Origin of the sequence: Bradyrhizobium sp. SZCCHNR1093, from assembly GCF_032381175.1 — a bacterium.
Taxonomy (GTDB): Bacteria; Pseudomonadota; Alphaproteobacteria; order Rhizobiales; family Xanthobacteraceae; genus Bradyrhizobium.
The window spans coordinates 13,900-37,190 of the sequence record NZ_JAUHJJ010000002.1; the positions used below are offsets into that span (position 1 = coordinate 13,900).

The window sequence follows — 23,291 nt, forward strand, 5'->3', positions numbered from 1 at the left end:
CTGCAGCGGCGGACCGGATCCGACGTTGACGTAGCGCAATCACCACGAGACAGGTCGTGCGTCTGCGCATGGGAGCCCGGCCATCGCGGCAGGCCGACCGCACTGCGGAAGCCGGGCGGAACGGGACGTCCGTCAGGCGCCCTGCGGGACCTTGTCGAGAAACCCGGTGACGCGCTGGATGCGGCCGTCGGCCAGCTCGACGAAATCCGTGCCCTGGATCGGGGCTTCCGCATCCTCGGGGCCGAGCTCCCAGGAAAAGCGGAGATGATGACCGTGGCCGTCCGCGGAGCCGATCAGGCGAAAGCGGAAGTCGGGAAAGCGCTTCTGCACGCCCGCGACCAGGCCATCCACCCCATCGCGTCCTTCACCGCGCATCAGCGGGTCGACATAGAGCGCATCCGCGGTCCAGTGACGTGCGAGCAATGCACTACGCTGCGCGGCATCGCGTTCGTTCCACAGCGCGATGTAGCTCTCGGCGATCTCGGTCGGGTTGGTCATCGGTGCTCTCCATGTTGTGAACGATGAGGAGCCCATCATCGCGCCCGGCGCGCAGCGAATCGATTACGTCGAACGTCATCTCATCCGGAATGACAGAACTGTAAGTTGCCGCCTGTTTGCGCGAGGACTACTCCACGCGCGGAGGCGGTGCGGGGAATGCGTCTCATGATGTCCGACACTTGGAAGTGGATTGCCGTCGCAATCTGTCTGGTGCTGTTCACGGCGGATACCGTGCTCAAGCCGCAGGACAAGCCCAATCGCATGGTGTTCTTCGAGCTGCATCGCGGCGAGCGCCCGACGATGATCGGCATGATGCGCGACGACCTCGTCAAGCTGCCGGGACGCGGCGCCAGCCGCATCCGCGACGCGCTCGCGCGCGGCGAGACGTTAACGGTCTGGCAATATGAATTAAGAAAGATTGAAGACGGCAGCTATCAGGAGGTGCCGGAGCGGCAGATCCAGCTCAGCGCCGCCGATGCGCCGCTCGTCACGTTTGGAGCGCGGATTCGGCTGCCCGATAATTAGTTAACTTCACGGGGACCGAGGGCGTCGGGAGGCAGATCGCCCTCCCCGCTGCCAGCGCGATATCGGCCGGACCTCGCTCCATCTCGCGATCAGACGGCGCGCTGCTGGGAGTGATCCTGCCGCGCCCGCTTGCGGGGCGGGGCTCGGCACGGTCCAAACTTGTGATTGCATTGGTCGCATCTCCGGATTTCGGCCATGCCAGCCAGGGCTGGCGGGAGCCCGCACCCACGATCGTGATCGCACGAGCGCCCCTGGGCCGGCGATGAGAGGGGTGAGCGTCCCGCCGTCACCGGGCAACGGGGCGTGTGTCGCGCGGAAGCTCGGCCACCGGGCTTTTCCGGAGTGTCGTTTGTGCCGCCGTGACGCCGCTGCCGCGCCGATGGGCGAATCATGCCGGGCCTCTGCCTTGCTCGTGGCGCCATCGCCATGTCCGGAACCAGCGTTCGGCCATTTTCGGTGGTAGCGACTCATTGGTGCAGCGGGCTTGCAACACTCGCGGTGAATTTGGCTTTCGTCACCGCGCTGTCCTGGACAAAAACACGATCTCGAAACACGCTGCATTTGCGATTTGGATTTGGCTTTCGCGTTCCGGTTCTGCGGATGGGCTCGTGGTCGCAAGGTCCCGCCGCAGTCCAAGTATCAGAAGAAGCGCATCTCAAGACGCGTACCAAAGTCGGTCAGATCGGTTTCGCCGGGTTGAACTGGGGCTCGACATGAAATTCTGGACGGGGTTGCTTGCGGTCGTTCTGTTGCTGTCGGGGGTCGGCGCCAGCCAGGCCGTGGTCCGGATCGCCGATGACCGCGGCGGCCGGATCGGAACCTATGTCGACAAGTACCAGGGCCTGCGATCCTCCGGTGAGTATGTGATCATCGACGGGCTTTGCGCCTCGGCCTGCACCATCGTGCTCGGGGCGATCCCCCACGAGAAGATCTGCGTCACCTCGCATGCCAATCTCGGATTCCACGCCGCCTGGGATTTCGGCGCCAACGGCCGCGCCGTCACCAACCCCGAGGCGACCCAGATGCTGTACTCGATGTACCCGTCGCCGATCCGCCGCTGGATCACCCAGCGCGGCGGCCTGACGCCCCGGATGATCTTCCTGAAGGGCAAGGAGCTGCAGGCAATGTACAAGCCCTGCTATATGGATGCCCAGGCATCCTCTCCGGCCTCCTCGCATGTCGCGCCCAATGCGCCGGCCATCTCGCCGGCCGCGGCCAAGGCCTCCGCTTCCCATTGATGACGCCGGCCACCGGCCGTTTCGGGTGATCGGCTGCCCGTCCGCGGCGCTTGCCTGGACCGGCCGCGGGGCTTATCTGAAGCGCGAGGGGCGGGCCGCTCGGGCCAGCACCCGCCCGATGAGTACGTCATCATGCAGCCTCTTTCAGCGCCGCAAGAGATACCGTCCGCGTCGGGTGACCGGCGTTCGGCCTCCGCTTCGGCCATCGTGGCTGGGGTTGCGGCGATCGGGCTCGTCGCCGGCGCCGTGACGATGTGGGTGCAGTACGGGACCGCGGTGTTCTTCGAGACGATCGCGGCCGGCTGGCAGGCCTGCTTCTGAGAGACAATGAAGGAGCGCGCAATGCCATCCAATGCCACCCGCCCCCTGGTGATCGTCGGAGCCTTTGCCGCCAGCCTCGTGGTCGGGCTTTCGCTGATGTTCCTCATCATGGGCGGCGGCCGAAACATCGCGGCGCCGGCCGCGATCGGCGGACCGTTCCAACTGACCGACCAGAGCGGGGCCGTCGTCACCGAGAAGAGCCTCGAAGGCCGTCCGACCCTGATCTTCTTCGGCTTCACCCATTGCCCGGACGTCTGTCCGACCTCGCTGTTCGAGATCTCCGAGGTGCTGCGCGCGATGGGCAAGGACGCCGACGGCGTCAACGCCTATTTCGTCTCGGTCGACCCCGAGCGCGACAATCCGGCCGCGATGAAGGACTACCTCTCCAGCTTCGACCCGCATCTGAAGGGTCTGACCGGCGATCCCGAGGTCCTGGCGAAGGTTCTCACCGAGTACCGGGTCTATGCCAAGAAGGTCCCGCTGAAGGACGGTGATTACACCATGGACCACACCGCCCTGGTGTATCTGATGGACCGCAACGGCCGGTTCGTCGCGCCGTTCAACCTGAAGCGGACGCCCGAGGAAGCGGCGGCGGATCTCAAGAAATACCTCTGAGCGCGTTGACGCTCCAGCCGGGCGGCCGCCTCCGGGCCGAATCCAGCCTCGAATTTGCGCCGGGATGGTCTATAAGGCGCTGACCATCGGGACCGCTGATGCAGACCGTCTTATCAAAGCCCGTGAAATCCGCGCCTGCGGCCCGCGCCGCCATCGCCAGCGCGCTGCTCTGCTTCGGTCTCGCCGCAGCCGGCTCGGAGGTGCGCGCCCAGGCGCCCGTGCGGCCCGCCGTCGAGGCGGCGCCGCAGGCCGTCCCCGGCTTCTGGGACCCGCGACGCCGGCCCGACCGGCCCGATTTGTCGCGCCTCACCGTGATTCGTTTCCTGACCGAGACCGACTATCCGCCGTTCAACTTCACCGGTCCGGACGGCAATCCGGCCGGCTTCAACGTCGATCTGGCACGGGCGATCTGCGACGAGATCAAGGTCACCTGCACCGTCCAGATGCGCCGGTTCGAAACCCTGCTCGATGCGCTGTCCTCGAACCGGGGCGATGCGATCATCGCCTCGATCGCGGTGACGCCGCAGATGCGGGCGCGGGCCGACTTCTCCGATCCGTATTACCGGGCGCCCGCCCGCTTCGTGTCCCGCCGCGATGCCGTCATGACCGAGATCCGCCCCGAATTTCTCGAGGGCAAGAAGATCGGCGCCGTCGCCGGCACCGCGCACGAGGCCTACCTCAAGGCGATGTTCACCGACGCCGAGATCAAGACCTATCCGAACGACGAGGCGCTGCGGCAGGCGCTGCGCCGGGCCGAGGTCGACCTGATCTTCGGCGACGGCATCTCGCTGGCGTTCTGGGTCAATGGCACCGATTCCGGCGATTGCTGCGCCTTTTCCGGTGGACCTTTCGTCGAAAGCCGCTATTTCGGCGAGGGCGTCGGCATCGCCGTGCGCAAGGGCAACGACCTCTTGCGCCAGGCGCTGAACTGGGCGCTGTTCCGGGTCTGGGAAAAAGGCCGCTACACCGACCTGTGGCTGCGCTACTTCTCGATCAGCCCTTTCTAGCGCTTGCCGTCGTTCCGGGGCGCGTCGAAGACGCGAACCCCGGAACCTCGAGATTCCGGGTTCGATGCTTCGCATCGCCCCGGAATGATGGGTATCATGACCGCTGTTTTGCACTGACGTCTTCGGAGAAGTCTTTTTCACGATGTCCACGATCGATCTCGTCCAGACCAGCCCGAGCGACTTGCGCGCGCTCGCCGAACAATCCAACGCCTGGCCGTTCGAGCAGGCGAAAGCGATCGTCAACCGGCTGAAGAAGAACCCCAAGGACGAGGTGCTGTTCGAGACCGGCTACGGCCCGTCCGGCCTGCCGCATATCGGCACCTTCGGCGAGGTAGCGCGCACCACCATGGTCCGCCACGCCTTCCGCGTGCTCACCGAGGACAAGATCAAGACCCGCCTGATCGCGTTCTCGGACGACATGGACGGCCTGCGCAAGGTGCCGGACAACGTGCCGAACAAGGACATGCTGGCCACGCATCTGGGCAAGCCGCTGTCGCGCATCCCGGATCCGTTCTCCAACGAATATCCGTCGTTCGCCGCTCACAACAATGCGCGGCTGCGCGCCTTCCTCGACCGGTTCGGCTTCGACTACGAGTTCGCCTCCGCGACCGACTACTACACCTCCGGCAAGTTCGACGCGGCTCTGCTGCGCATGCTGGAGCGGCTCGAGAAGGTGATGGCGATCATGCTGCCGAGCTTGCGCGAGGAGCGCGCGGCGAGCTACTCGCCGTTCCTGCCGATCTGCCCGCGCACCGGCCTCGTGCTGTATGTGCCGATCGTCGAGCACGACGCCAAGGCCGGCACCATCTCCTACGACGATCCGGAGACCAAGGAGCGCATGACCGTTCCGGTGACCGGCGGCCATTGCAAGCTGCAATGGAAGCCGGACTGGGCGATGCGCTGGCATGCGCTGGGCGTCGACTATGAAATGGCCGGCAAGGACCTGATCGATTCGGTGAAGCTGTCGGGCAAGATCTGCGCGGCGCTCGGCGGCACCCCGCCTGAGGGCTTCAATTACGAGCTGTTCCTCGACGAGAAGGGCCAGAAGATCTCGAAGTCGAAGGGCAACGGGCTGACCATCGACGAATGGCTGCGCTACGCCTCGCCGGAATCGCTGTCGCTGTTCATGTATCGCGAGCCGAAGGCGGCGAAGCGGCTGTATTTCGACGTCATCCCGCGCAACGTCGACGACTATCAGCAGTTCATCGATGGTTTTCGGAAGCAGGATGCCAAGCAACAGCTCGGCAATCCGGTCTGGCACATTCATTCCGGCAAGCCGCCGAAGGCCGACATGCCCGTCACCTTCCAACTGCTGCTGACCTTGGTGTCGTCGTCGAACGCGGAGAATGCCGAGACGCTGTGGGGCTTCATCGGCCGCTACCGGCCCGGCGTGACGCCGCAGACCCATCCCAAGCTCGACGCGATGGTCGGCTACGCCATCAACTACTATCGCGACTTCGTCGCGCCGACCAAGACCTTCCGCGAGCCGACCGAGGGCGAGCGCGTGGCGCTGCAGGACCTGCGCGATGCGCTGTCCAATCTTCCGGCGGAGGCCACGGCCGAGGACATCCAGAACGTGGTCTACGAGATCGGCCGCCGCGAGCCGTTCCTCGACCACGCCAAGAAAGGCAAGGACGGCCGCCCCGGCGTGTCGCTGGACTGGTTCAACATGCTCTACCAGGTGCTGCTCGGCCAGGAGAAGGGCCCCCGTTTCGGCTCCTTCGTCGCGGTCTACGGCGTGAACAATGCGGTGGCGATGATCGACGGGGCGCTGGCGCGGAGCGCGTGAGGGGCTCGCTCGTCGTCACACAAAAAGGTGTCGTCCCGGCCCTGAGCCGGGATCCATAGCCACGAGCCGAGGTGAGGTGACGGATATCCGCCACCTCGCAAGACAACTGAGATTCCGCGGTATGGGTCCCGGCGTTCGCCGGGACGACAGCGGAGAACTCGGCGGCCGCGTCAGTCCGAAGCGGCCATTCGTACTACACCCCGTGCAGCACGAAGCGGCGGTCGAGCTTCTGCACCGGGCGCGCGTTCATCGGATACAGCTTGGCGAATTTCGTGACGTCCGCTTCCGCGACCGAGACCGGCTCGCTCAGCAGCAGCCATTCGACCACCTCTGAGCAGGGCGGCGTCGTCAGCGAGCCGGCATAGCGATAATAGGAGCGGCGTGCCGGCAGCATCATGTTGGGGTTGATGCGCGGATCGGCCTTGACCGCGGGACCCTCCTTGTCCGGCATCGTCGCCACGATCTGCGCGAAGGCGGGATTGGGCCGGCCGGTGGTCATGAGAACGCCGACCACGGCGAGCCCGCCCGACGCGGCGCGGTGGACGAAATGCGCCTCCATCGGATAGTTCTTGCCACCGATCTGATGCTCGCTCGGGCGATGGAAATGCACCTGCAGCAGCTTGTAGGTGGTGCCGTCGAGCTTCAGGGTGCTGCTGCCGTCGGCAAAGTTGAGCTGGATGGTGTGACCATTGTTGACGATGGTGTCGGCGGTCCTGGCCCAGCTCAGCTTGAAGTTGGGCAGTTGGGCCCGGGTCGAGTGCTCGATGTCGATGGGCGATTGCTGGGTGCCGACGCCGCAGACCTTGTTGGCCGCATCGAGATCCCCCCAATTGGCCGGTCCGGTCGCGCCCTCATAGCTCCAATGCGGGGCGCCCTCGGCGGCGAAGCCCGGGGTCGCGCAGGCGGGGCAGAGGGCGAGCCCCGCAAGAGCCTTCAAGACGTGGCGGCGGTCCATGGCAATCTCCAAAAGGTTCAAGCGTGGGCATGATCGGTTGCGAATCGCGCGCAACAGGAAAACCGAATCAGGTTAACCCTTGCTGAGGAACCGGCTGCGTCCTCGCGAACTCGCAGTCACTCGGGTGCAGCCTGAGCGGGGCGGCCGCCGGGCTGTCCCGGGCAAACGATGCTTGAGTTCGCCGCCCCCTGCCGATACGGTCGGCCGCTCCGAAAACATCAGCAAACTCAAGCTCGAGCCAGGACCGCGCGAAGGTGCCCAAAATCTACAAAATCTGCTCAGCTTCGGCCTGGCGCGAGGCGGAGCGGCTGGGCGTGTACCGCGGTAGCGCCGACGATCTGCGCGACGGGTTCATCCATTTTTCGACCGCCCCCCAGGTGCCGGAGACGGCCCGGAAGCACTTTTTCGGGCAGAGCGCGCTGTTCCTGGTCGAGGTCGAGGCGGATGCACTGGGTGCAGGCTTGCGCTGGGAGCGCTCGCGCAACGACGAGCTGTTCCCGCATCTGTATGGCGAGCTCGATCTCGGCGCCGTGACCGCCGTTCACCAGTTGCACAGCCGTGCCGATGGCGGCCATGACATTCCGGACCTGAAGCCGTGATCCGCGCTTTCGACCAGCTCTCGCTGCCGCTGCTCCGCTGGCTCGACGCCGAGGATGCGCACCGGCTCGCCATCCAGGGCCTGAAGCTCTTGCCGGCGATCAAGCCGCGACCGGACGATGCGAAGCTCGCGGTGCGCGCCTTCGGGCTCAACTTCCCGAATCCGGTCGGCATGGCCGCCGGCTTCGACAAGAACGCCGAGGTGCCGGACGCGCTGCTGCGGCTCGGCTTCGGCTTCGTCGAGATCGGTTCGGTCACGCCACGGCCGCAGAGCGGAAATCCGCGCCCGCGGCTGTTTCGGCTGGAGCGCGACGAGGCGGTGATCAACCGCATGGGCTTCAACAATGACGGCGCCGAGATCGTGTTGCGGCGGCTTGCCGGCCGCGCCCATCAGGGCGGCATCGTCGGCGTCAATGTCGGGGCCAACAAGGATTCGGCCGACCGCGTCGCCGATTACGTCCGGCTGATCGAGACCTTCGCGCCGGTGGCGAGCTACTTCACCGTCAACATCTCCTCGCCCAACACGCCGGGCCTGCGCAACCTGCAGCAGGCTTCTCAGCTCGACGAACTGCTATCCAAGGTGCTGGAGGCGCGCGACCGTATCCGCCGCAAGGCCGGCGACACCCCGGTGCTGCTCAAGATCGCGCCGGATCTCAGCCTCGCCGAGCTCGATGACGTCGTCCATGTCGCGCGCTCGCGCGGCGTCGACGGCATGATCGTGTCGAACACGACGCTCGCTCGGCCCAGCTCGCTGCGCGAGCAGTTGCGCGCCAAGGAGCAGGGCGGCCTGTCCGGGCGGCCGCTGTTCCGGCTGTCGACCCGGATGGTGGCCGAGACCTTCGTGCGCGTCGAAGGCGCGTTCCCGCTGATCGGCGTCGGCGGCATCGACACGGGCGGCGCCGCGCTCACCAAGATCCGCGCCGGGGCCAGCCTGATCCAGTTGTATTCCTCGCTGGTCTACAAGGGCCTCGGCCTGGTCGAGAGCATCAAAGCCGACCTGACCTCGACGCTGCTGCGCACGGGGCGTGACTCCCTGGCGGAGATCGTCGGCGCCGATGCCGCGACGATCACGGCCGAGGATTGGCCGGTTTAGTTGCAGCCGAGCTGTCGCATCGTTCACGCACGGCTGTCATCCCCGCCTTCGGACGATGACAGCTTACATTGTCGGTCGAGTCGGGCTCTTCCCGAACGACGCCCGCAGCAGCGCCGGATAGCGTGCGGCCTGGAAGCCGCCGCGGGCGGCGTAGAAGCCGAGCATCGCGATCCACAGGCCCGTATTGCCGAAGCCGCGCAGCGCCAGCCAGATGCCGAGGAAGACGATCAGCGCCGCCACCATGAGATTGCGCATGTCGCGCGCCCAGGTGGCACCGATATAGACGCCATCGAACGCGAAGGCGAACACCGACAGCAGCGGCGACGCCACCACGAACGGCAGATAGTCGCGCGCTGCGCGGCGCACCGCATCGTTTGCCGTCATCGCGTCGATCAGCACCGGACCGAACAGCGCGAAGATCACCGCAACGGCGAGCGCGAAGCCGAAGCCCCAGGCGAGCACCAGCCTTGTGGCGCCGGAAAAGGCGTCGCGGTTGCGCGCGCCGAACGCATAGCCGCACAGCTGCTCGGCGGCGTTGGCGAGCCCGTCGAGGAAAAACGCGGCCACCAGCAGGAAATTGTTCAGCACCGCGTTGGCCGCCAGCGTCGTGTCGCCGGCACGCGCGCCTTGTGAGGTGAAGAACAGGAAGGCGACGATCATCGCCGCGGTGCGGATCATGATGTCGCGGTTCACCGCCATCATGTGCATCAGCTTGGCGCGGTCGAGCAGCGCAGCGCGCGATATCCGGGCGTCGGCTTTGACCAATCGGCGCGCCAGCACGAGGCCGATCGCGACACCGACCGTCTCCGCGATCACGGCGGCAATCGCCGCGCCGGCGATACCGGCCTGCAGTATCTGGACGAACAGGATGGTCGCGGCCATGTTGATCAGGTTGATCGCGACCTGAACGGCCAGCGCCAGCCGTGCGCGCGCCAGTCCGACGAGCCAGCCGAGCAGCACGTAGTTGGCGAGCGCCAGCGGCGCCGACCATATCCGGACGATGAAATAGCTGCGGGCCGCGCTCAACACGGCGTCGCTGCCGCCCATGATGTCGAAGATGATCGCGCCCAGCGGCAGTTGCAGCGCGATCAGGGTGACGCCGATCAGCGCGGCCAGCGCCAGGCCGCGGATCAGGACCATCAGGATCTCGTCGCTCTCGCCGGCGCCGAGCGATTGCGCGGTGAAGGCGAGTGTGCTGGCGCGGAGGAAGGCGAACAGCCAGAACAGGCAATCGAAGATCACCGAGGCCATGGCGACGCCGCCGAGCATGGCCGCTTCGCCGAGCCGGCCGATCGCCGTGGTCGAGACGATGCCGATCAGCGGCGTGGTCAGGTTGGCGATCATCGCGGGACCCGCGATGTCGAACACCTGCGCTGTCGTGATTTTCGCTGAAGCGGTCAAGAACGTCTCGCGGATTGGCAAAGCGCGCGGCACGCGCGTCTCTCCTGGTCTTAGCGGCCTTTCGCGTCTCTCAGCTAGAGGTCGATGCTCATGCCGTCATGCGCGGCCACATGGCCGATGCGGTCCAGCCGGCCCAGCATGTCGTCGCTCATATGGGTGAGCACCAGCCGCTTCGGCCCGATCTCGCCGAGATGCCCCTCCAGCGCCGCGAGGCTGAGATGGTTCTTCACCGCCTTGTCGTAGGTGTAGGCCTCGGCGATCAACAGGTCGGCGTCGCGGCCGAGCGGGATCAGGCTGTCGGTCCACTCGGTATCGGCGGTGTAGGCGACGATCTTTCCCTCGGCCTCGATCCGGTAGCCGAGAAACGGTCCGCCCGAATTGCCGTGGACGACTGGAAACGGCGTCACGCAGACCGCGCCGAAGCGCGTTGGCTGCTCAGGCGCGAGCTCGATCACGGACAGTTCGAACTTCCGCGGCGTGCGCGACGAATGCTCGAACAGCGCTTCCATCACCTGCGTCAGCCGCGCCTCGATGCCGGCCGGGCCGGCGATCACCAGCGGCTGCGTCCGGCGCGAAAACTGCGCATCGAGCAGCAGGAACGGCAGGCCGGCGAAATGATCGCCATGGAAATGCGTGATCAGGATCAGTTTGATATCGTTGCAGGCGATGCCGAGCCGCTTCAGCGCCGGCAGCGACGAGGCGCCGCAATCGATCAGGAGATTCGTGCGCGAGCCGGTCAGATGGAAGCAGGTGTTGGACCTGCCGCCCGAGCCGAACGCGTCACCGCAGCCGACGAAGCGGAGCTGCATCGGCTGCGTCTCTCTACCGGCCGCGCGGGGCGAACAGCCGCGACAGGAACCAGATCGGGATCACGATCACGGCGCCGAGCAGGAAGTAGCGCCACAGCCAGTTGAAGGCGTCGAAGCCGAGCTCGTACAGCCGGATGAACAGCAGCCGGATGCTGTGCAGGATGTTCAAGGGATCGAAGCCGATCGCCGACAGCACCACGCCGACCAGGATCGACAGCAGGACCAGCCGGAACGCCACCGACAGCGGCGAGCCGCCGAGAAAGCGATACAGGCCATCCGAGCTGCGGGCGCGGGCCGGATAGTCCCTGATGTCGTTCGACATGTCATCGTCTCCAGGCGGGTTCGTCGGATTCGCGAGCCCGATTATAAAGCACGGCAGGGCAGGTGGGGAACCCGGCTCGCCGCCGCAAGCTGGTTACTGGCATTTAATGTTCCCGCGCTGTCACGCCGGGGTCTCGCTCTTCAGCATGCGCTCCAGCGTCTCCAGCCGGTCGGCGTCGCGCGGTGGCTTGTCCCAGCGCAACCGGTTGATGCGCGGAAAGCGCATCGCGATGCCGGATTTGTGCCGCGGCGAGCGCTGCAGGCCCTCGAACGCCACTTCGAGCACGAGCCCCTGCCCGGGCTCGTGCACGACGTGGCGGACGGGACCGAACTTCTCCGTGGTGTTGCGGCGGACGAAGCGGTCGATCTGCAGCAGCTCCTCGTCGGTGAAGCCGAAATAGGCCTTGCCGACGGGCACCAGCTGATCGCCGCCGTCTCCCGCCGTCCAGACGCCGAACGTGTAGTCGGAGTAATAGGACGAGCGCTTGCCGTGGCCGCGCTGCGCATACATCAGCACGGCGTCGATGATGTGCGGATCGTGCTTCCACTTCCACCACTGCCCCTTGGGACGCCCCGGCAGATACAGCGCGTCGCGCCGCTTCAGCATCACGCCTTCCACCGCTTCGGCATCGTCGCCGGCCCCGGCCGAGGCGGGATTGGCGCGCGCGGCCTTCAACGCATCCCAGGTCGCGAACGCAATGGTCGGTGACAGGTCGACGCGCGGATCGTCCAGGCGCTTGATGAACGCCTCCAGCTTCGCGCGGCGCTCGGCGAACGGCAGCTCGCGCAGGTCATTGTCCTCATCGCCGAGCAGGTCGTAGGCCCGCAGGTGGATCGGGTACTCCTTCATCAGCTTCGGCGACACCGTCTTGCGATTCAGCCGCTGCTGCAGCACGTTGAAGCTCTGTACGCGCTGATCGCGCACCACCAGCAGCTCGCCGTCGAGCGCGCCAGGCAGATGCAGCGACGGCAGCAGGTCCGGAAAGCTTCCCGTGATGTCCTCGCCGCTGCGCGAATACAGCCGCGTGACGATGCGGCCATCCGCCTCGCGGCCGCTCACCGCCTGCACGCGGATGCCGTCCCATTTCCATTCCGCGATGTAGTCGGCCGCGTTCATGCCGGCGAAGTCGTCGTCCTCGACCGCATGCGCCAGCATCACAGGGCGGAACGGCGCGGGATCGCGGTTGATCGGCCTGTCGCCGCGGCCCTCGAGCCAGGCGAACAGGTCGAGATAGGGCGGCGCGAGCCCCGGCCAGATCAGCTCGACCTCGTGCGGGTCCTTGTCGCCGAGCGCGGCCGCTGCGGTCTTGGCAAGCCGCGCGGAGATGCCGATGCGCAGCGCGCCGGTGACCAGCTTCAACAGCGCCCAGCGCCCGGTCTCGTCGAGCTCATCCAGCCATTGCGCGAGTTGCCGCGGCATCTCGGTCTTGCCGAGGGTGCGCAGGGTGGTGACGACCTCGGTCAGCGTCGGCGGTGGCGGGTTGTTGTGGCCGGATGCTCTCGTAAGACCACCTGTGTGGCACCCCCCTCCCTGACCCTCCCCCACAAGGGGGGAGGGAACGGAGAGAGCAGTGCTCGGAGGAGCAAGATCACTTGTTGAGCCCCTGTTGGCTATCGAACGAGATGCAAGCTCCGAGTGCCACTCGGCTCCCTCCCCCCTTGTGGGGGAGGGGTGGGGAGGGGGGTACCCAGGAACGAGCTGCTGATGATGCGCCCTGTCCTTCGGCCACATCAGCGCGACGGTCTCCGAGAGATCGCCGACATAGTCATACGACAGCGCGAACAGCACCGGATCGGTGCGCGCGGCGATGAGGTCGCGGATCAGCGCCGGCTTGGCGTGCTTGAACGACAGCGCGCCCGTCAGCGCGCCCAGCGCGTAGCCGCGACCGGGATCCTCGACCTCGCGGAAGTACGACGTCAGCAGGCGCAGCTTGTTGTTGCGGCCGGGCTCATAGGCGAGGCGGTCGAGCAGCTCGGCGAAGCGGTTCATGCCTCCGCGTCCTCCGTCGCCACCACCTCGCTCTCCTCCTCGTCGCCATAGCCGACCAGGTCGAGCGGCCGGGCCGCCAGGCCCTTGCTCCGGCACCAATGCACCAGCGCGTCCTCCTGGCCGTGGGTGACCCACACCTCGCTTGCGCCGGTCGCCGCGATGGTGGCGGTCAGCCCGTCCCAGTCGGCATGGTCCGAGATCACCAGCGGCAGCTCGATGCCGCGCTGCCGGGCCCGGGCGCGCACCCGCATCCAGCCCGAGGCGAACGCGGTGACGGGATCGGGAAAGCGGCGGGTCCACAGGTCGGAGGTCGCACTCGGCGGCGCCAGGGTGATGGTGCCGGCAAGCTCGGCCTTCTTGACGCCCTTCACGGGCCGGAGCTCGCCGAGCGCGATTCCCTTGTCTTGATAGTAGCGCGTGATCTTGTCCATCGCGCCATGCAGGTAGATCGGCCGATCATAGCCGGCCTCGCGGATCAGCGCGATGACACGTTGCGCCTTACCGAGCGAGTACGCGCCGACCAGGTGCGCGCGCTCGGGAAACAGCACCACCGAGGCCAGCAGCTTGTTCACCTCCTGCGCCGCGTCGCCGTGACGGAACACGGGCAGGCCGAACGTCGCCTCGGTGATGAAGACGTCGCATTGCACCAGCTCGAACGGTGCGCAGGTCGGATCGCGCGCATCCTTGTAGTCGCCGGAGGCGACGATGCAGGTGCCGCCGCAGGACACCTTGATTTGCGCCGAGCCCAGCACATGGCCCGCAGGGTGGAAGCTGACGGTGACGTCACCCAGCCTGATCCGCTCGCCATAGCCGATCGCCTGCGTGGAGCCTGCAAAGTTGTCGCCATAGCGCAGCCGCATGATGTCGAGCGTTTCCTGGGTCGCCAGCACCGCGCCGTGGCCGGGGCGGGCGTGGTCGGAATGGCCATGGGTGATCAGCGCCCGCTCGACCGGGCGCACGGGATCGATGTGAAAGCCGCCGGCCTTGCAGCAGAGGCCGGACGGAACGGGCAGCAGAATGTCTTGCGGACGCATGTGGGTCATATAGGTCATGCAAGACGCGTTTTCAGGTCGTGCCCGTTTCCATCTCGTCATGCGCGGGCTTGACCCGCGCATCCATCTCCTCGATGAAAAGTTCGCATTGACGACGATGGTTCCCATGCCCCACCGCCTGTTCCTGTCCTCCGGCGATCTGATCGCCGACCGCCGCTACGAGTTCGCCCGCGACCTGCAATTGAAGGGCGACCTGGTCGCGGCCGCCGAGGTGATGGAGCAGGCCATCGAGGTCGCCCCCAGCTTCGCCTCGGCCTGGTTCGAACTCGGCAAGATCAGGATCGCGCTCGGTGAAACCGACAAGGCAATCTCTGCCTTCCGGAACGCCTGCGTCGCCGATCCGGATGACCGCCACGGTGCCGCTGTGCGTCTGATGCAGCTCGGCGCCGCGCCGCTCTCGGACATGCCGAAGGCCTATGTGCAGTCGCTGTTCGACCAGTACGCGCCGCGTTTCGAGACCGAGCTGATCGAGCGGCTGCACTACCGTGCGCCCGCGATCCTGTTCAAGGCGGTGATCGCGGTGCGCGCGGCCGAGCGCAAGCTGGCCTATTTCAAGCGCGCGATCGATCTCGGCTGCGGCACCGGGCTGGGTGCGGCGGCGTTCGCCAGCAACGTCGATAGCTTCATCGGCATCGACCTGTCGGCCGGCATGATCGCGGAGGCGCGCGCCACCGGGCTCTATGCCGGGCTCGAGGTCGACGACATGACCGCAGGGCTGCAGCGCCAGGACGTTGCGTCTGCTGATCTCATTCTCGCAGCCGATGCGATGGTCTATGTCGGCGACCTCGGCCCGGTGTTGCGCGAGGCGCAACGTGTGCTGACGCCGGACGGGCTGCTGACCTTTACCGTTGAGACCCATGACGGCGACGGTGTGATCATGGGGAAGGGGCTGCGTTATGCCCATGGAGCGGAATATGTCCGTGGCGTGATCGCGGCCGCGGGATTGAAGCTGGCCCATCTCGAGCCGGCGTCGCCACGCACCGAGGAGCAGCTGCCGGTGCGCGGGCTGGCCGTGGTCGCCGTCAGGACTTGAGTCTACACGCTATTGAATGCGCTGCACGCAGCGTCCAATGCGGCAACTTCGCTCTTGCCGCAGCTCTCCCGATGCCAAAAAATGTCGGTAGTCTAGGGAGAGACAAAAAATGAAAAAACATCTGACGCGGCGCGATTTCTGCGCCACCGCGCTTGCGACCATCGGCGCTTCGACCATCGCCTCGCCTTACGTCTGGGCTGCCGAGAAGAAATATGATGCCGGCGCCAGCGACACCGAGATCAAGATCGGTCAGACCATTCCGCATTCCGGTCCCGGTTCGCTGTACGGCGTGCTCGGCCGGGTGGGTGAAGCCTATTTCCAGATGCTCAACGAGCAGGGCGGCATCAACGGGCGCAAGGTCAAGTTCTTGACCATGGACGATGCCTATAGCGCACCGAAATGCGTCGAGGCGACGCGGCGGCTGGTCGAGCAGGACGAAGTGCTGGCGCTGTACGGCTCGCTCGGCACCGCGCCGCAGACCGCCGTGCACAAATACCTCAATTCCAAGGGCGTGCCGCAGCTGCTGCTCAACACCGGCGCCTCGAAGTGGAATGATCCGAAGAACTACAAATGGACCATGGCGGGGCTGCCGCTCTATCCGACCGAGGCGCGCATTCTCGCCAAGCACGTGCTGAGCGTGAAGCCGGAAGCCAAGATCGGCATCCTCTATCAGAACGACGATTTCGGCCGCGACTTCCTGGGACCGTTCAAGAAGGTGCTGGCCGACGCCGGCGGCAAGGCGCAGGTGATCATGGAGCAGACCTATGATCTCACCGAGCCGACGGTGGACTCGCAGCTGATCAATTTGTCGAAGTCCGGCGCCGACGTGTTCTACAACATCAGCACGGGAAAGGCCTCGTCGCAGTCGATCCGCAAGGTGGCCGAGCTCGGCTGGAAGCCGCTGCAGCTGCTGTCGGCGGGCTCGACCGGCCGTTCGATCCTGTCCGCCGCCGGCCTCGAGAATGCCAAGGGCATCGTCGCGATCCGCTATTCCAAGGACGCCGGCGTGCCGCAGTGGAAGGACGATCCGGACGTGAAGGGCTTCGAGGCGCTGCGCGCCAAGTACCTGTCCAGCATCGATCCCGACAACACCATCGCCTATGCCGGCTACGGCCAGGCGGTGTCGATGGGCGAGATCCTGCGCCGCTGCGGCGATACGCTGACGCGCGAGAACGTGCTGAAGCACGCCACGACACTCGCCGGCTTCCACTCGCCGTTCTTCCTCGACGGCGTCAACTATGCCTACACGCCGGACGACTACACGCCGATGAAGACGCTCTACATCTCGATCTTCGACGGCAAGGACTGGAGCATCTCCGAGAAGCCGATGACGGAGTAGGGGGCAGCGGTCTCGTTCGTCATTGCGAGCGAAGCGACGCAATCCAGAGTTCCTCCGCGGACGCAGTCTAGATCGCTTCGTCGCTTCGCTCCTCGCAATGACGATGTGGCGAGGGATGCAGCCTCAAACTCCGCTGTCGTCCCTGCCTAGTGCGCAATTGCGCACGCGGCGCAGGGATCCATAACCACCGGCTTTGTTGGGACGATGACTGGCAGTATGCGTCTCACCGATGCCGCGGTATGGGTCCCTGCGTTCGCGGGGACGACGGCGGAGCGTGGCGAGGCGCTGGCGCTTCAGGATAGGCTGGCACGGCAGCCGTGAAGGCTAAGGCGCCTATCCGCCCCTCGACGAACCGCGGGCGACTGCCTACCTTCCCCCGGTGCCGCCCCGCGTCTCACCAGTCCCGCCTGACGACAGCGCCGCCTTGCCCGACCATTTCACCGAATGGTTCGCGGCGCGCGGCTGGGCGCCGCGCGCGCATCAGCTGGCGCTGCTGGAGAAGGCTCGCGCGCAACGCTCGGCGCTGCTGATCGCCCCGACCGGCGCCGGCAAGACGCTCGCCGGGTTCCTGCCGACCCTGGTGGAGCTCGGCTCCGCCGTCGCGCCGAAGTATCGTTCTGTTCTTGCCAAGCCATCCGCTCTCTCCACTCCCTCCCCCCTTGTGGGGGAGGGGCGGGGAGGGGGAGGGGGGCCTCCGGCGGCGGTGTCGATGGTGGCACCCGGCACCGAGCCGAATGTACTGGTCGAACTCGCGAACACGGAAAAGAGCAAGCAGACGGCGAACCGCATCCCGCGACCCGCCGGCCTGCACACGCTCTATATCTCCCCGCTGAAGGCGCTCGCGGTCGACATCGCGCGCAATCTCGAGGCGCCGATCTCCGAGATGGGCCTGCCGATCAAGGTCGAGACCCGCACCGGCGACACGCCGGTGTCCCGCCGGCAGCGGCAGCGCCGCTATCCGCCGGACATCCTGCTGACCACACCGGAGCAGATGGCGCTGCTGCTGTCGTCCGACGATGCGCCGTTCCTGTTTTCCTCGCTGAAGCGCGTGGTGCTCGACGAGCTGCATGCGCTGGTCACCTCCAAGCGCGGCGATCTCTTGTCGCTCGCGCTGGCGCGGCTGTGGCGGCTTGCGCCGGACATGCGCATGATCGGCCTGTCGGCGACCGTCGCCGAGCCCGAGCAGCTCGCGCGCTTCCTGGTGCCGCAGCCGAGCGGCGGCATTGCTGCTGCGGATGTCGTGGTCGCCGGCGGCGCCGCGCAGCCGGTGGTCGAGATGCTCGACACGCAGGAGCGGCTGCCGTGGGCCGGCCACAGCGCGCGCCATGCGCTGGCCGAGATGTACGAGCTGATCAAGCGAAACAAGACCACGCTCGTGTTCGTCAACACCCGCAGCCAGGCCGAGATGCTGTTCCAGGAGTTCTGGCGCATCAACGACGACAATCTCGCCATCGCCCTGCATCACGGCTCGCTCGACGTCGCGCAGCGCCGCAAGGTCGAGGATGCGATGTCGGCAGGCAGGCTGCGCGGCGTCGTCTGCACCTCCTCGCTCGATCTCGGCGTCGACTGGGGCGACGTCGATCTCGTCATCAATGTGGGCGCGCCCAAGGGCTGTTCGCGGCTGATGCAGCGCATCGGCCGTGCCAATCACCGGCTCGACGAGGCTTCGCGGGCGGTGCTGGTGCCGGCCAACCGCTTCGAGGTGCTGGAATGCTCGGTCGCGATCGACGCCATCGCCGACAATGCGCAGGACACGCCGCCCTTGCGCACCGGCGCGCTCGACGTGCTGGCGCAACACGTGCTCGGCTGCGCCTGCGCCGAGCCGTTTCTCAGCGACGAGCTCTATGTGGAGGTCATCACTGCGGCCCCCTATGCGTCGCTGTCGCGCGCTGATTTCGACGATGTCGTCGACTTCGTCGCCACCGGCGGCTACGCGCTGAAGACCTATGAGCGCTTCGCGCGCATCAAGCAGGATGCAAAAGGACGCTGGCGCGTCGCCAATCCCAAGGTGCGGCAGAGCTATCGCCTGAACGTCGGCACCATCGTGGAAGAAGCGATGCTGAAGGTGCGGCTGGTGCGCTCGCGCGGCGGCGGCGCCGGTTCGACCGGCGCGATCGCGCGCGGCGGCAGGCTGCTGGGTGAGATCGAGGAGGCGTTCATCGAAGGGCTCACGCTCGGCGACACGTTCGTGTTCAGTGGCGAGATCGTGCGCTATGAGGCGCTGGCCGAGGACCAGGTGTATGTGTCGCGCGCCAACGATGCCGATCCCAAGGTGCCGTCCTACATGGGCGGCAAGTTTCCGTTGTCGACCTATCTCGCCGATCGCGTCCGCGGCTTGCTGGATGATCGCCGCGCATGGTCGGCCTTGCCGGAGCAGGTGCGCGACTGGCTGTTGCTGCAGAAGGACGTGTCGCGCGTGCCGGCGCGCCGCGAGCTCCTGGTCGAGACCTTCCCGCGCTCCGACAAGCATTATCTCGTCTGCTATCCGTTCGAGGGCCGGCTCGCGCATCAGACGCTGGGCATGCTGTTGACGCGAAGGCTGGAGCGGGCGCGCGTCCGGCCGCTCGGCTTCGTCGCCAATGAATATGCGCTCGCGGTGTGGGTGCTGGGCGACATGTCGTTGATGGTCAGCCAAGGCCGGCTCGATCTCGCCGCCTTGTTCGATCCGGACATGCTGGGCGACGACCTCGAAGCGTGGCTGGCCGAATCGGCGCTGATGAAACGCACGTTCCGGTCCTGTGCGATCATCTCCGGCCTGATCGCGCGGCGTTCGACGACCGAAGAGAAGACCCGCCGCCAAGTGCTGTTCTCGACCGATCTGGTTTACGACGTGCTGCGCCGGCATCAGCCCGATCACATGCTGTTGCGCGCCGCGCGCGCCGATGCCGCCACCGGCCTGCTCGATCTGAAGCGGCTCGGTGATATGCTCCAGCGCATCGAGGGACGAATCACGCATCGGGAACTCGATCGCGTCTCGCCGCTGGCGGTGCCGGTGATGCTGGAAATCGGCCGCGAATCCGTCTATGGCGAGGCCGCTGACGAGCTCCTGGCGGAAGCTGCCGAGGAACTCGTGAAGGAAGCGATGGGGTAGATCGAGAAGCGAGGCGGCTTTGCGGGGGACTGTCTGCGCATCGGGAATGATGGACGTCGCCGGCATCGCGCTGCGCGTCGATCTCTCCGGCGCGCTGGTGTGGGACGAGCAGCGCCTGCTCGTCGTTTCCGACCTGCATCTGGAAAAAGGCTCGAGCTACGCGTCACGCGGCACGCTGCTGCCGCCGTTCGACACCGCCGCGACCTTGCACCGGCTGGCCGCCGTGGTCGCGAACTACAATCCGCGCGCCGTGATCGCGCTCGGTGACAGCTTTCACGATCGCGACGCGCATACGCGCCTGACCGGTGACGATCGCGCCTGCATCGCCAACCTCCAGGTCGGCCGCGACTGGATCTGGATCACGGGCAATCACGATCCGGCCCCGTGCGGCATCGGCGGCGAGGTGGTCAACGAGATCACGGTCGGCGCGATCAGCTTCCGTCACGAGCCGACCGGCGCGCGTGGAGAGATCGCCGGCCATCTGCACCCCAAAGCGCGGGTGGCGACGCGGGCGCGCACTTTGGAGCGGCGCTGCTTCGTCTGCGACGGCGAGCGCGCCGTGATGCCGGCGTTCGGCGCCTATGCCGGCGGCCTGAGCGTGCGCGACGCGGCCTTCGCCAAGCTGTTTCCGAAGCGCGCCTTCATCGCGCACGTGCTGGGAGATAGGCGCCTGCACAGCATCGCCGCGGCGCGGTGCTATTAGTCGGATGATGGAAATTCATTAGTTGGATCAGTGATCAGAGGTCGAACGGATCATTCGAAGCTGGACTGATCATGCCCGCTGCGCGCACCGCTGCGCCCTCTCCCCCGCTCGCGGGGGAGAGTTGGAGAGGGGGCGCCAAGCGCACCGCCGTCGGAGCGGCCCCCTCCCTAGCCCTCCCCCGCAAGCGGGGGAGGGAATGCACTTTGCTCGTGGCGCCATGGTCGCAGGAGTCGCGGACGTCTCGCTGCTATGCCGCCTTCGCCTGCACCTTCTCGCAGAACTCGGCCAGCCGGTCGGCCAGGCGCAACGTCGCCGGGCTCGCGTCGGGCGAGGCGACCAGTGCAACCTCCGTGCGCTCGATCGGCGCAAAGCCCTCGCGCGCCGTCAGCACGCGGTGCTCCGACTGCACCGATATCTCGGAGAGGATGCTCAGCCCCATCCCGGCCGCGACCGCGGCCTGAATGCCGGCGAGGCTCGACGATGTGTAGGCCATGTGCCAGGCGCGCCCTCTGCTCTCCAGCGCATGGATCGCCCGGGTCCGATAGAGGCAGCCGAGCGGGAAGCCGATCAGCGGGAGCGAGCGGGCGTCGAGGTCGACGGGATGGGCCTTGCTGGTCACCCAATAGACCTGCTCCGGCCATGCCGCGATCGCTGCCCTGGTGTCGTCGACGCCGCGCTTGAGCAGCGCCAGATCGAGATCGCCGCGCTCGATGTCGCGCTTCAGGTTGAGGCTCTGGTCGGCGCGCACGTCGAGCCGCAGATCGGGGTGGGCGCGCGAGAACGCGGCGAGCAGCTTGGCGAGCCGGTAGGCCGCGAAATCCTCGGGGATGCCGAGCTTCACCGCGCCGTCGGGTCCGGGCCGCGCCACGACATCGCGGGCCTCCTCGGCGAGTGCCAGCAGGCGGCGGGCATAGGACAGCAGCCGCTCGCCGGCCTCGGTCGGCGTGACCTCGCGGCCGTCACGGTTGAGCAGCGTCTGGCCCAGATCCTCCTCGAGCCGCCGGATCTGCTGGCTGATCGTTGATTGCGTGCGGTGGACGCGCTCGCCGGCGCGGGTGAAGCCGCCGGCCTCGACCACCGAGACGAAGCTGCGCAACAGGTCCAGATCGAGCACGCGGGACCTCCATTCGGAAAACCACTGAGTATCAGTCTATCATTTAATTTCCAAATGGGAAAGAACAGCCCTACACCGGCGACGAAGGAGAGCTCCGATGTCGTCCGTTTCCTCGGTTGCCGTGACCCCGATGAAGTCGAACCTGCTGCCGCTCGAAATCGGCCTGTTCTGCTTGCTGTGGAGCTTCGCCTTCGTCGCCGGCAAGGTCGGCGTGACCTATTGTCCGCCGCTGCTGCTGCTCGCGGCGCGGTTCTCGCTCGCCGGCGTCCTCATTGTCGTGGTGTCGGCGGTCCGGGGCGAGCTGCGTATGAGCTGGCGCGATGCGGCCGTGTTCGCGATCATCGGCATCGCCAACAACGCGCTCTATCTCGGCCTCGGCTACACCGGGCTGCAGACGGTGTCGGCGGGGCTCGGCGGCCTGATCGTCTCGGCCAATCCCGTGTTCACGGCGGTGTTCGCGGCGCTGCTGCTGGGCGAGCCGCTGACCCTGCGCAAGATCTCAGGCCTCGCGCTCGGCACCATCGGCGTCGCCATGATCGTCTGGCACCGCATGTCCGTCGGGACCGACCAGCTCGAAGGTATTCTCTATACGCTGGCGGCGCTGGCCTCGATCGTGACCGGCACCATCCTGTTCAAGCAGCTCGCCCCGAAGGGCAGCCTGTGGATCGGCAACGGCATCCAGAACCTCTCGGCCGGGCTGGTGCTGTGGCCGGTCGCGCTCGGCGTGTCGAACATGGGCGCGATCGTGCCGAATGCGCAGCTGATCGGCGCGTTCGCCTTCCTCGTGCTCGGCGGCTCGATCCTGGCCTATGTGCTCTGGTTCCATCTCTTGAAAGTCTGCGGCGCGACCGCCGCCAGCGCCTATCATTTCGTGATGCCGCCGCTGGCGATGATCTTCGCCTTCCTGGTGCTCGGCGAGCACGTGGCGCTGCAGGACCTGCTCGGCGTCGTTCCCGTCGCGCTCGGGATCTATCTGGTCACGCGGGCGCCGGCCCGTACCGTTGGAGCATCATCATGAGCGTTGCGATCACCCTGATCGGCGGCCCGACCGCCCTGATCGAAATCGATGGCTTCCGCCTGCTGACCGATCCCACATTCGATGCTCCCGGTCGCTATGAATTGCCGCATGTCGTGCTGGAGAAGCTCACTGGACCGGCGATGACCGCGGAGGCGATCGGCGAGGTCGATGCGGTGCTGCTGAGCCATGACCAGCATTCCGACAATCTCGACCACGGCGGCCGCGCCTTCCTGACACGTGCACCGCGCGTGCTCACGACGGAAGTCGGCGCAAGCAGGCTCGGTGCGCCGGCGGAAGGATTGGCGCCGTGGCAGACGACGCAGCTCAGCAAGGGCGGCAGGACATTGACGGTCGCGGCGACGCCGGCGCGCCATGGTCCCGCCGGCATCGAGCCGCTCGCGGGCGATGTGATCGGCTTCGTCCTGATCCCGCAGCACGGCGCGCCCGTCTATGTCAGTGGCGACACGGTGTTCTATGACGGCGTGGCGGAGGTGGCGCGGCGTTTCAAGCCTGGCGTCGTGATGCCCTTTGCCGGAGCGGCGCAGACACGCGGGCCGTTCCACCTCACCATGGACACCAACGACACGATCGAGACCGCGCGCGTGTTTGCCGAGGCCGCCATCGTTCCGGTTCACACGGACGGCTGGGCCCATTTCCGCCAGGACGCGCAGGATCTGCGCAAGACCTTCGATGCGCTCGGGTTCGGTGCGCGGCTGAAGCTTCTGGAGCCCGGTGTGAGGACGGTGATCGCCTCGTCGCCCAGCTCCTCGCAATGAGGCGGA

23 protein-coding genes are annotated in these 23,291 nt (G+C 66.6%); 15 read left to right on the plus strand and 8 right to left on the minus strand.

From position 1 onward, the window contains the following. Positions 1-132: 132 nt before the first annotated feature. Positions 133-498, minus strand: coding sequence for a nuclear transport factor 2 family protein (locus tag QX070_RS05680; RefSeq protein WP_315735796.1), 366 nt, complete (start codon positions 496-498; stop codon positions 133-135). 165 nt (positions 499-663) lie between these two features. Here QX070_RS05680 and QX070_RS05685 point away from each other — a divergent pair, with 165 nt between their 5' ends. The 7 genes from QX070_RS05685 (at position 664) to QX070_RS05715 (ending at position 5,993) form a co-directional block, all read left to right on the plus strand. Beyond that, complete coding sequence (locus QX070_RS05685) at positions 664-1,023, plus strand: hypothetical protein (protein WP_315735798.1); 360 nt, start codon at positions 664-666, stop codon at positions 1,021-1,023. Between the two features lie 426 nt (positions 1,024-1,449). After that, the gene (locus QX070_RS05690; RefSeq protein WP_315735800.1) at positions 1,450-1,740 is read left to right on the plus strand and encodes a hypothetical protein; all 291 of its coding nucleotides are present in this window, start codon (positions 1,450-1,452) and stop codon (positions 1,738-1,740) included. Continuing rightward, entirely contained in the window at positions 1,737-2,261 is a 525-nt protein-coding gene (locus QX070_RS05695) for a hypothetical protein (RefSeq protein ID WP_315735802.1), read from the plus strand. Before QX070_RS05690 ends, QX070_RS05695 begins: the two co-directional genes overlap by 4 nt. A gap of 132 nt (positions 2,262-2,393) precedes the next feature. Beyond that, the gene (locus QX070_RS05700) at positions 2,394-2,582 is read left to right on the plus strand and encodes a hypothetical protein (protein ID WP_315735804.1); all 189 of its coding nucleotides are present in this window, start codon (positions 2,394-2,396) and stop codon (positions 2,580-2,582) included. 21 nt (positions 2,583-2,603) lie between these two features. Beyond that, on the plus strand, positions 2,604-3,197 hold the full coding sequence (locus QX070_RS05705; protein WP_315735806.1) for an SCO family protein: 594 nt from the start codon (positions 2,604-2,606) through the stop codon (positions 3,195-3,197). A gap of 98 nt (positions 3,198-3,295) precedes the next feature. Beyond that, positions 3,296-4,204 (plus strand): transporter substrate-binding domain-containing protein, encoded by a 909-nt coding sequence (locus tag QX070_RS05710; protein WP_315735807.1) that lies wholly within the window; start codon positions 3,296-3,298, stop codon positions 4,202-4,204. A 142-nt stretch (positions 4,205-4,346) separates the two neighbouring features. After that, complete coding sequence (locus tag QX070_RS05715) at positions 4,347-5,993, plus strand: lysine--tRNA ligase (RefSeq protein ID WP_315735809.1); 1,647 nt, start codon at positions 4,347-4,349, stop codon at positions 5,991-5,993. Positions 5,994-6,186: 193 nt separating this feature from the next. On the opposite strand, the gene QX070_RS05720 is transcribed toward QX070_RS05715, so the two are convergent. Then, positions 6,187-6,948: a carbonic anhydrase family protein gene (locus QX070_RS05720; protein WP_315735811.1), complete on the minus strand. Its 762-nt coding sequence runs from the start codon at positions 6,946-6,948 to the stop codon at positions 6,187-6,189. Between the two features lie 254 nt (positions 6,949-7,202). On the opposite strand from QX070_RS05720, the gene QX070_RS05725 reads away from it, so the two are divergent. Together QX070_RS05725 and QX070_RS05730 are read left to right on the plus strand one after the other, a co-directional pair. After that, entirely contained in the window at positions 7,203-7,547 is a 345-nt protein-coding gene (locus QX070_RS05725; RefSeq protein ID WP_315735813.1) for a DUF952 domain-containing protein, read from the plus strand. Beyond that, a complete protein-coding gene (locus QX070_RS05730) occupies positions 7,544-8,638 on the plus strand; it encodes a quinone-dependent dihydroorotate dehydrogenase (protein WP_315735815.1) in 1,095 nt (364 codons plus the stop codon). The genes QX070_RS05725 and QX070_RS05730 overlap by 4 nt, the downstream gene beginning before the upstream one ends. A 63-nt stretch (positions 8,639-8,701) precedes the next feature. Here the strand turns inward: QX070_RS05730 and QX070_RS05735 are convergent, their stop codons facing one another. The 5 genes from QX070_RS05735 to QX070_RS05755 all read right to left on the minus strand — a co-directional run bounded on the left by QX070_RS05735 (position 8,702) and on the right by QX070_RS05755 (position 14,202). Beyond that, positions 8,702-10,006 (minus strand): MATE family efflux transporter, encoded by a 1,305-nt coding sequence (locus tag QX070_RS05735; RefSeq protein WP_315737001.1) that lies wholly within the window; start codon positions 10,004-10,006, stop codon positions 8,702-8,704. Positions 10,007-10,113: 107 nt separating this feature from the next. Then, positions 10,114-10,848, minus strand: coding sequence for an MBL fold metallo-hydrolase (locus QX070_RS05740; protein ID WP_315735817.1), 735 nt, complete (start codon positions 10,846-10,848; stop codon positions 10,114-10,116). Positions 10,849-10,861: 13 nt separating this feature from the next. Beyond that, a complete protein-coding gene (locus QX070_RS05745; protein ID WP_315735819.1) occupies positions 10,862-11,170 on the minus strand; it encodes a DUF6460 domain-containing protein in 309 nt (102 codons plus the stop codon). A 120-nt stretch (positions 11,171-11,290) separates the two neighbouring features. Further along, positions 11,291-13,159, minus strand: a complete 1,869-nt coding sequence (locus QX070_RS05750) for an ATP-dependent DNA ligase (protein ID WP_315735821.1) — start codon at positions 13,157-13,159, stop codon at positions 11,291-11,293. Further along, the gene (locus QX070_RS05755; protein ID WP_315737002.1) at positions 13,156-14,202 is read right to left on the minus strand and encodes a ligase-associated DNA damage response exonuclease; all 1,047 of its coding nucleotides are present in this window, start codon (positions 14,200-14,202) and stop codon (positions 13,156-13,158) included. Before QX070_RS05755 ends, QX070_RS05750 begins: the two co-directional genes overlap by 4 nt. Before the next feature lie 115 nt (positions 14,203-14,317). Between QX070_RS05755 and QX070_RS05760 the strand changes: the two genes are divergently transcribed. The 4 genes from QX070_RS05760 (at position 14,318) to pdeM (ending at position 20,377) form a co-directional block, all read left to right on the plus strand. Next, positions 14,318-15,244, plus strand: a complete 927-nt coding sequence (locus tag QX070_RS05760; RefSeq protein WP_315735823.1) for a methyltransferase domain-containing protein — start codon at positions 14,318-14,320, stop codon at positions 15,242-15,244. A 109-nt stretch (positions 15,245-15,353) separates the two neighbouring features. After that, positions 15,354-16,583, plus strand: a complete 1,230-nt coding sequence (locus tag QX070_RS05765) for an ABC transporter substrate-binding protein (protein ID WP_315735825.1) — start codon at positions 15,354-15,356, stop codon at positions 16,581-16,583. 379 nt (positions 16,584-16,962) lie between these two features. Further along, positions 16,963-19,674, plus strand: a complete 2,712-nt coding sequence (locus QX070_RS05770) for a ligase-associated DNA damage response DEXH box helicase (protein WP_315735827.1) — start codon at positions 16,963-16,965, stop codon at positions 19,672-19,674. Between the two features lie 49 nt (positions 19,675-19,723). Beyond that, the gene (gene pdeM, locus QX070_RS05775) at positions 19,724-20,377 is read left to right on the plus strand and encodes a ligase-associated DNA damage response endonuclease PdeM (RefSeq protein WP_315737003.1); all 654 of its coding nucleotides are present in this window, start codon (positions 19,724-19,726) and stop codon (positions 20,375-20,377) included. 247 nt (positions 20,378-20,624) lie between these two features. On the opposite strand, the gene QX070_RS05780 is transcribed toward pdeM, so the two are convergent. Further along, on the minus strand, positions 20,625-21,491 hold the full coding sequence (locus tag QX070_RS05780) for a LysR family transcriptional regulator (RefSeq protein WP_315735829.1): 867 nt from the start codon (positions 21,489-21,491) through the stop codon (positions 20,625-20,627). Between the two features lie 97 nt (positions 21,492-21,588). Between QX070_RS05780 and QX070_RS05785 the strand changes: the two genes are divergently transcribed. Then, positions 21,589-22,509: a DMT family transporter gene (locus QX070_RS05785; protein ID WP_315735831.1), complete on the plus strand. Its 921-nt coding sequence runs from the start codon at positions 21,589-21,591 to the stop codon at positions 22,507-22,509. Next, positions 22,506-23,285: an MBL fold metallo-hydrolase gene (locus tag QX070_RS05790; protein ID WP_315735833.1), complete on the plus strand. Its 780-nt coding sequence runs from the start codon at positions 22,506-22,508 to the stop codon at positions 23,283-23,285. Before QX070_RS05785 ends, QX070_RS05790 begins: the two co-directional genes overlap by 4 nt. Positions 23,286-23,291 lie beyond the last annotated feature (6 nt).

What these genes read in the sequence shown, in the direction of transcription:
- QX070_RS05680 (WP_315735796.1), bottom strand. Translation starts at nt 498, where the DNA reads ATGACCAACCCGACCGAGATCGCCGAGAGCTACATCGCGCTGTGGAAC.
- QX070_RS05740 (WP_315735817.1), bottom strand. Translation starts at nt 10,848, where the DNA reads ATGCAGCTCCGCTTCGTCGGCTGCGGTGACGCGTTCGGCTCGGGCGGC.
- QX070_RS05695 (WP_315735802.1), top strand. Translation starts at nt 1,737, where the DNA reads ATGAAATTCTGGACGGGGTTGCTTGCGGTCGTTCTGTTGCTGTCGGGG.
- QX070_RS05715 (WP_315735809.1), top strand. Translation starts at nt 4,347, where the DNA reads ATGTCCACGATCGATCTCGTCCAGACCAGCCCGAGCGACTTGCGCGCG.
- QX070_RS05755 (WP_315737002.1), bottom strand. Translation starts at nt 14,202, where the DNA reads ATGACCCACATGCGTCCGCAAGACATTCTGCTGCCCGTTCCGTCCGGC.
- pdeM (WP_315737003.1), top strand. Translation starts at nt 19,724, where the DNA reads ATGGACGTCGCCGGCATCGCGCTGCGCGTCGATCTCTCCGGCGCGCTG.
- QX070_RS05765 (WP_315735825.1), top strand. Translation starts at nt 15,354, where the DNA reads ATGAAAAAACATCTGACGCGGCGCGATTTCTGCGCCACCGCGCTTGCG.
- QX070_RS05705 (WP_315735806.1), top strand. Translation starts at nt 2,604, where the DNA reads ATGCCATCCAATGCCACCCGCCCCCTGGTGATCGTCGGAGCCTTTGCC.
- QX070_RS05690 (WP_315735800.1), top strand. Translation starts at nt 1,450, where the DNA reads ATGTCCGGAACCAGCGTTCGGCCATTTTCGGTGGTAGCGACTCATTGG.
- QX070_RS05710 (WP_315735807.1), top strand. Translation starts at nt 3,296, where the DNA reads ATGCAGACCGTCTTATCAAAGCCCGTGAAATCCGCGCCTGCGGCCCGC.
- QX070_RS05745 (WP_315735819.1), bottom strand. Translation starts at nt 11,170, where the DNA reads ATGTCGAACGACATCAGGGACTATCCGGCCCGCGCCCGCAGCTCGGAT.
- QX070_RS05700 (WP_315735804.1), top strand. Translation starts at nt 2,394, where the DNA reads ATGCAGCCTCTTTCAGCGCCGCAAGAGATACCGTCCGCGTCGGGTGAC.
- QX070_RS05785 (WP_315735831.1), top strand. Translation starts at nt 21,589, where the DNA reads ATGTCGTCCGTTTCCTCGGTTGCCGTGACCCCGATGAAGTCGAACCTG.
- QX070_RS05750 (WP_315735821.1), bottom strand. Translation starts at nt 13,159, where the DNA reads ATGAACCGCTTCGCCGAGCTGCTCGACCGCCTCGCCTATGAGCCCGGC.
- QX070_RS05720 (WP_315735811.1), bottom strand. Translation starts at nt 6,948, where the DNA reads ATGGACCGCCGCCACGTCTTGAAGGCTCTTGCGGGGCTCGCCCTCTGC.
- QX070_RS05790 (WP_315735833.1), top strand. Translation starts at nt 22,506, where the DNA reads ATGAGCGTTGCGATCACCCTGATCGGCGGCCCGACCGCCCTGATCGAA.
- QX070_RS05685 (WP_315735798.1), top strand. Translation starts at nt 664, where the DNA reads ATGATGTCCGACACTTGGAAGTGGATTGCCGTCGCAATCTGTCTGGTG.
- QX070_RS05760 (WP_315735823.1), top strand. Translation starts at nt 14,318, where the DNA reads ATGCCCCACCGCCTGTTCCTGTCCTCCGGCGATCTGATCGCCGACCGC.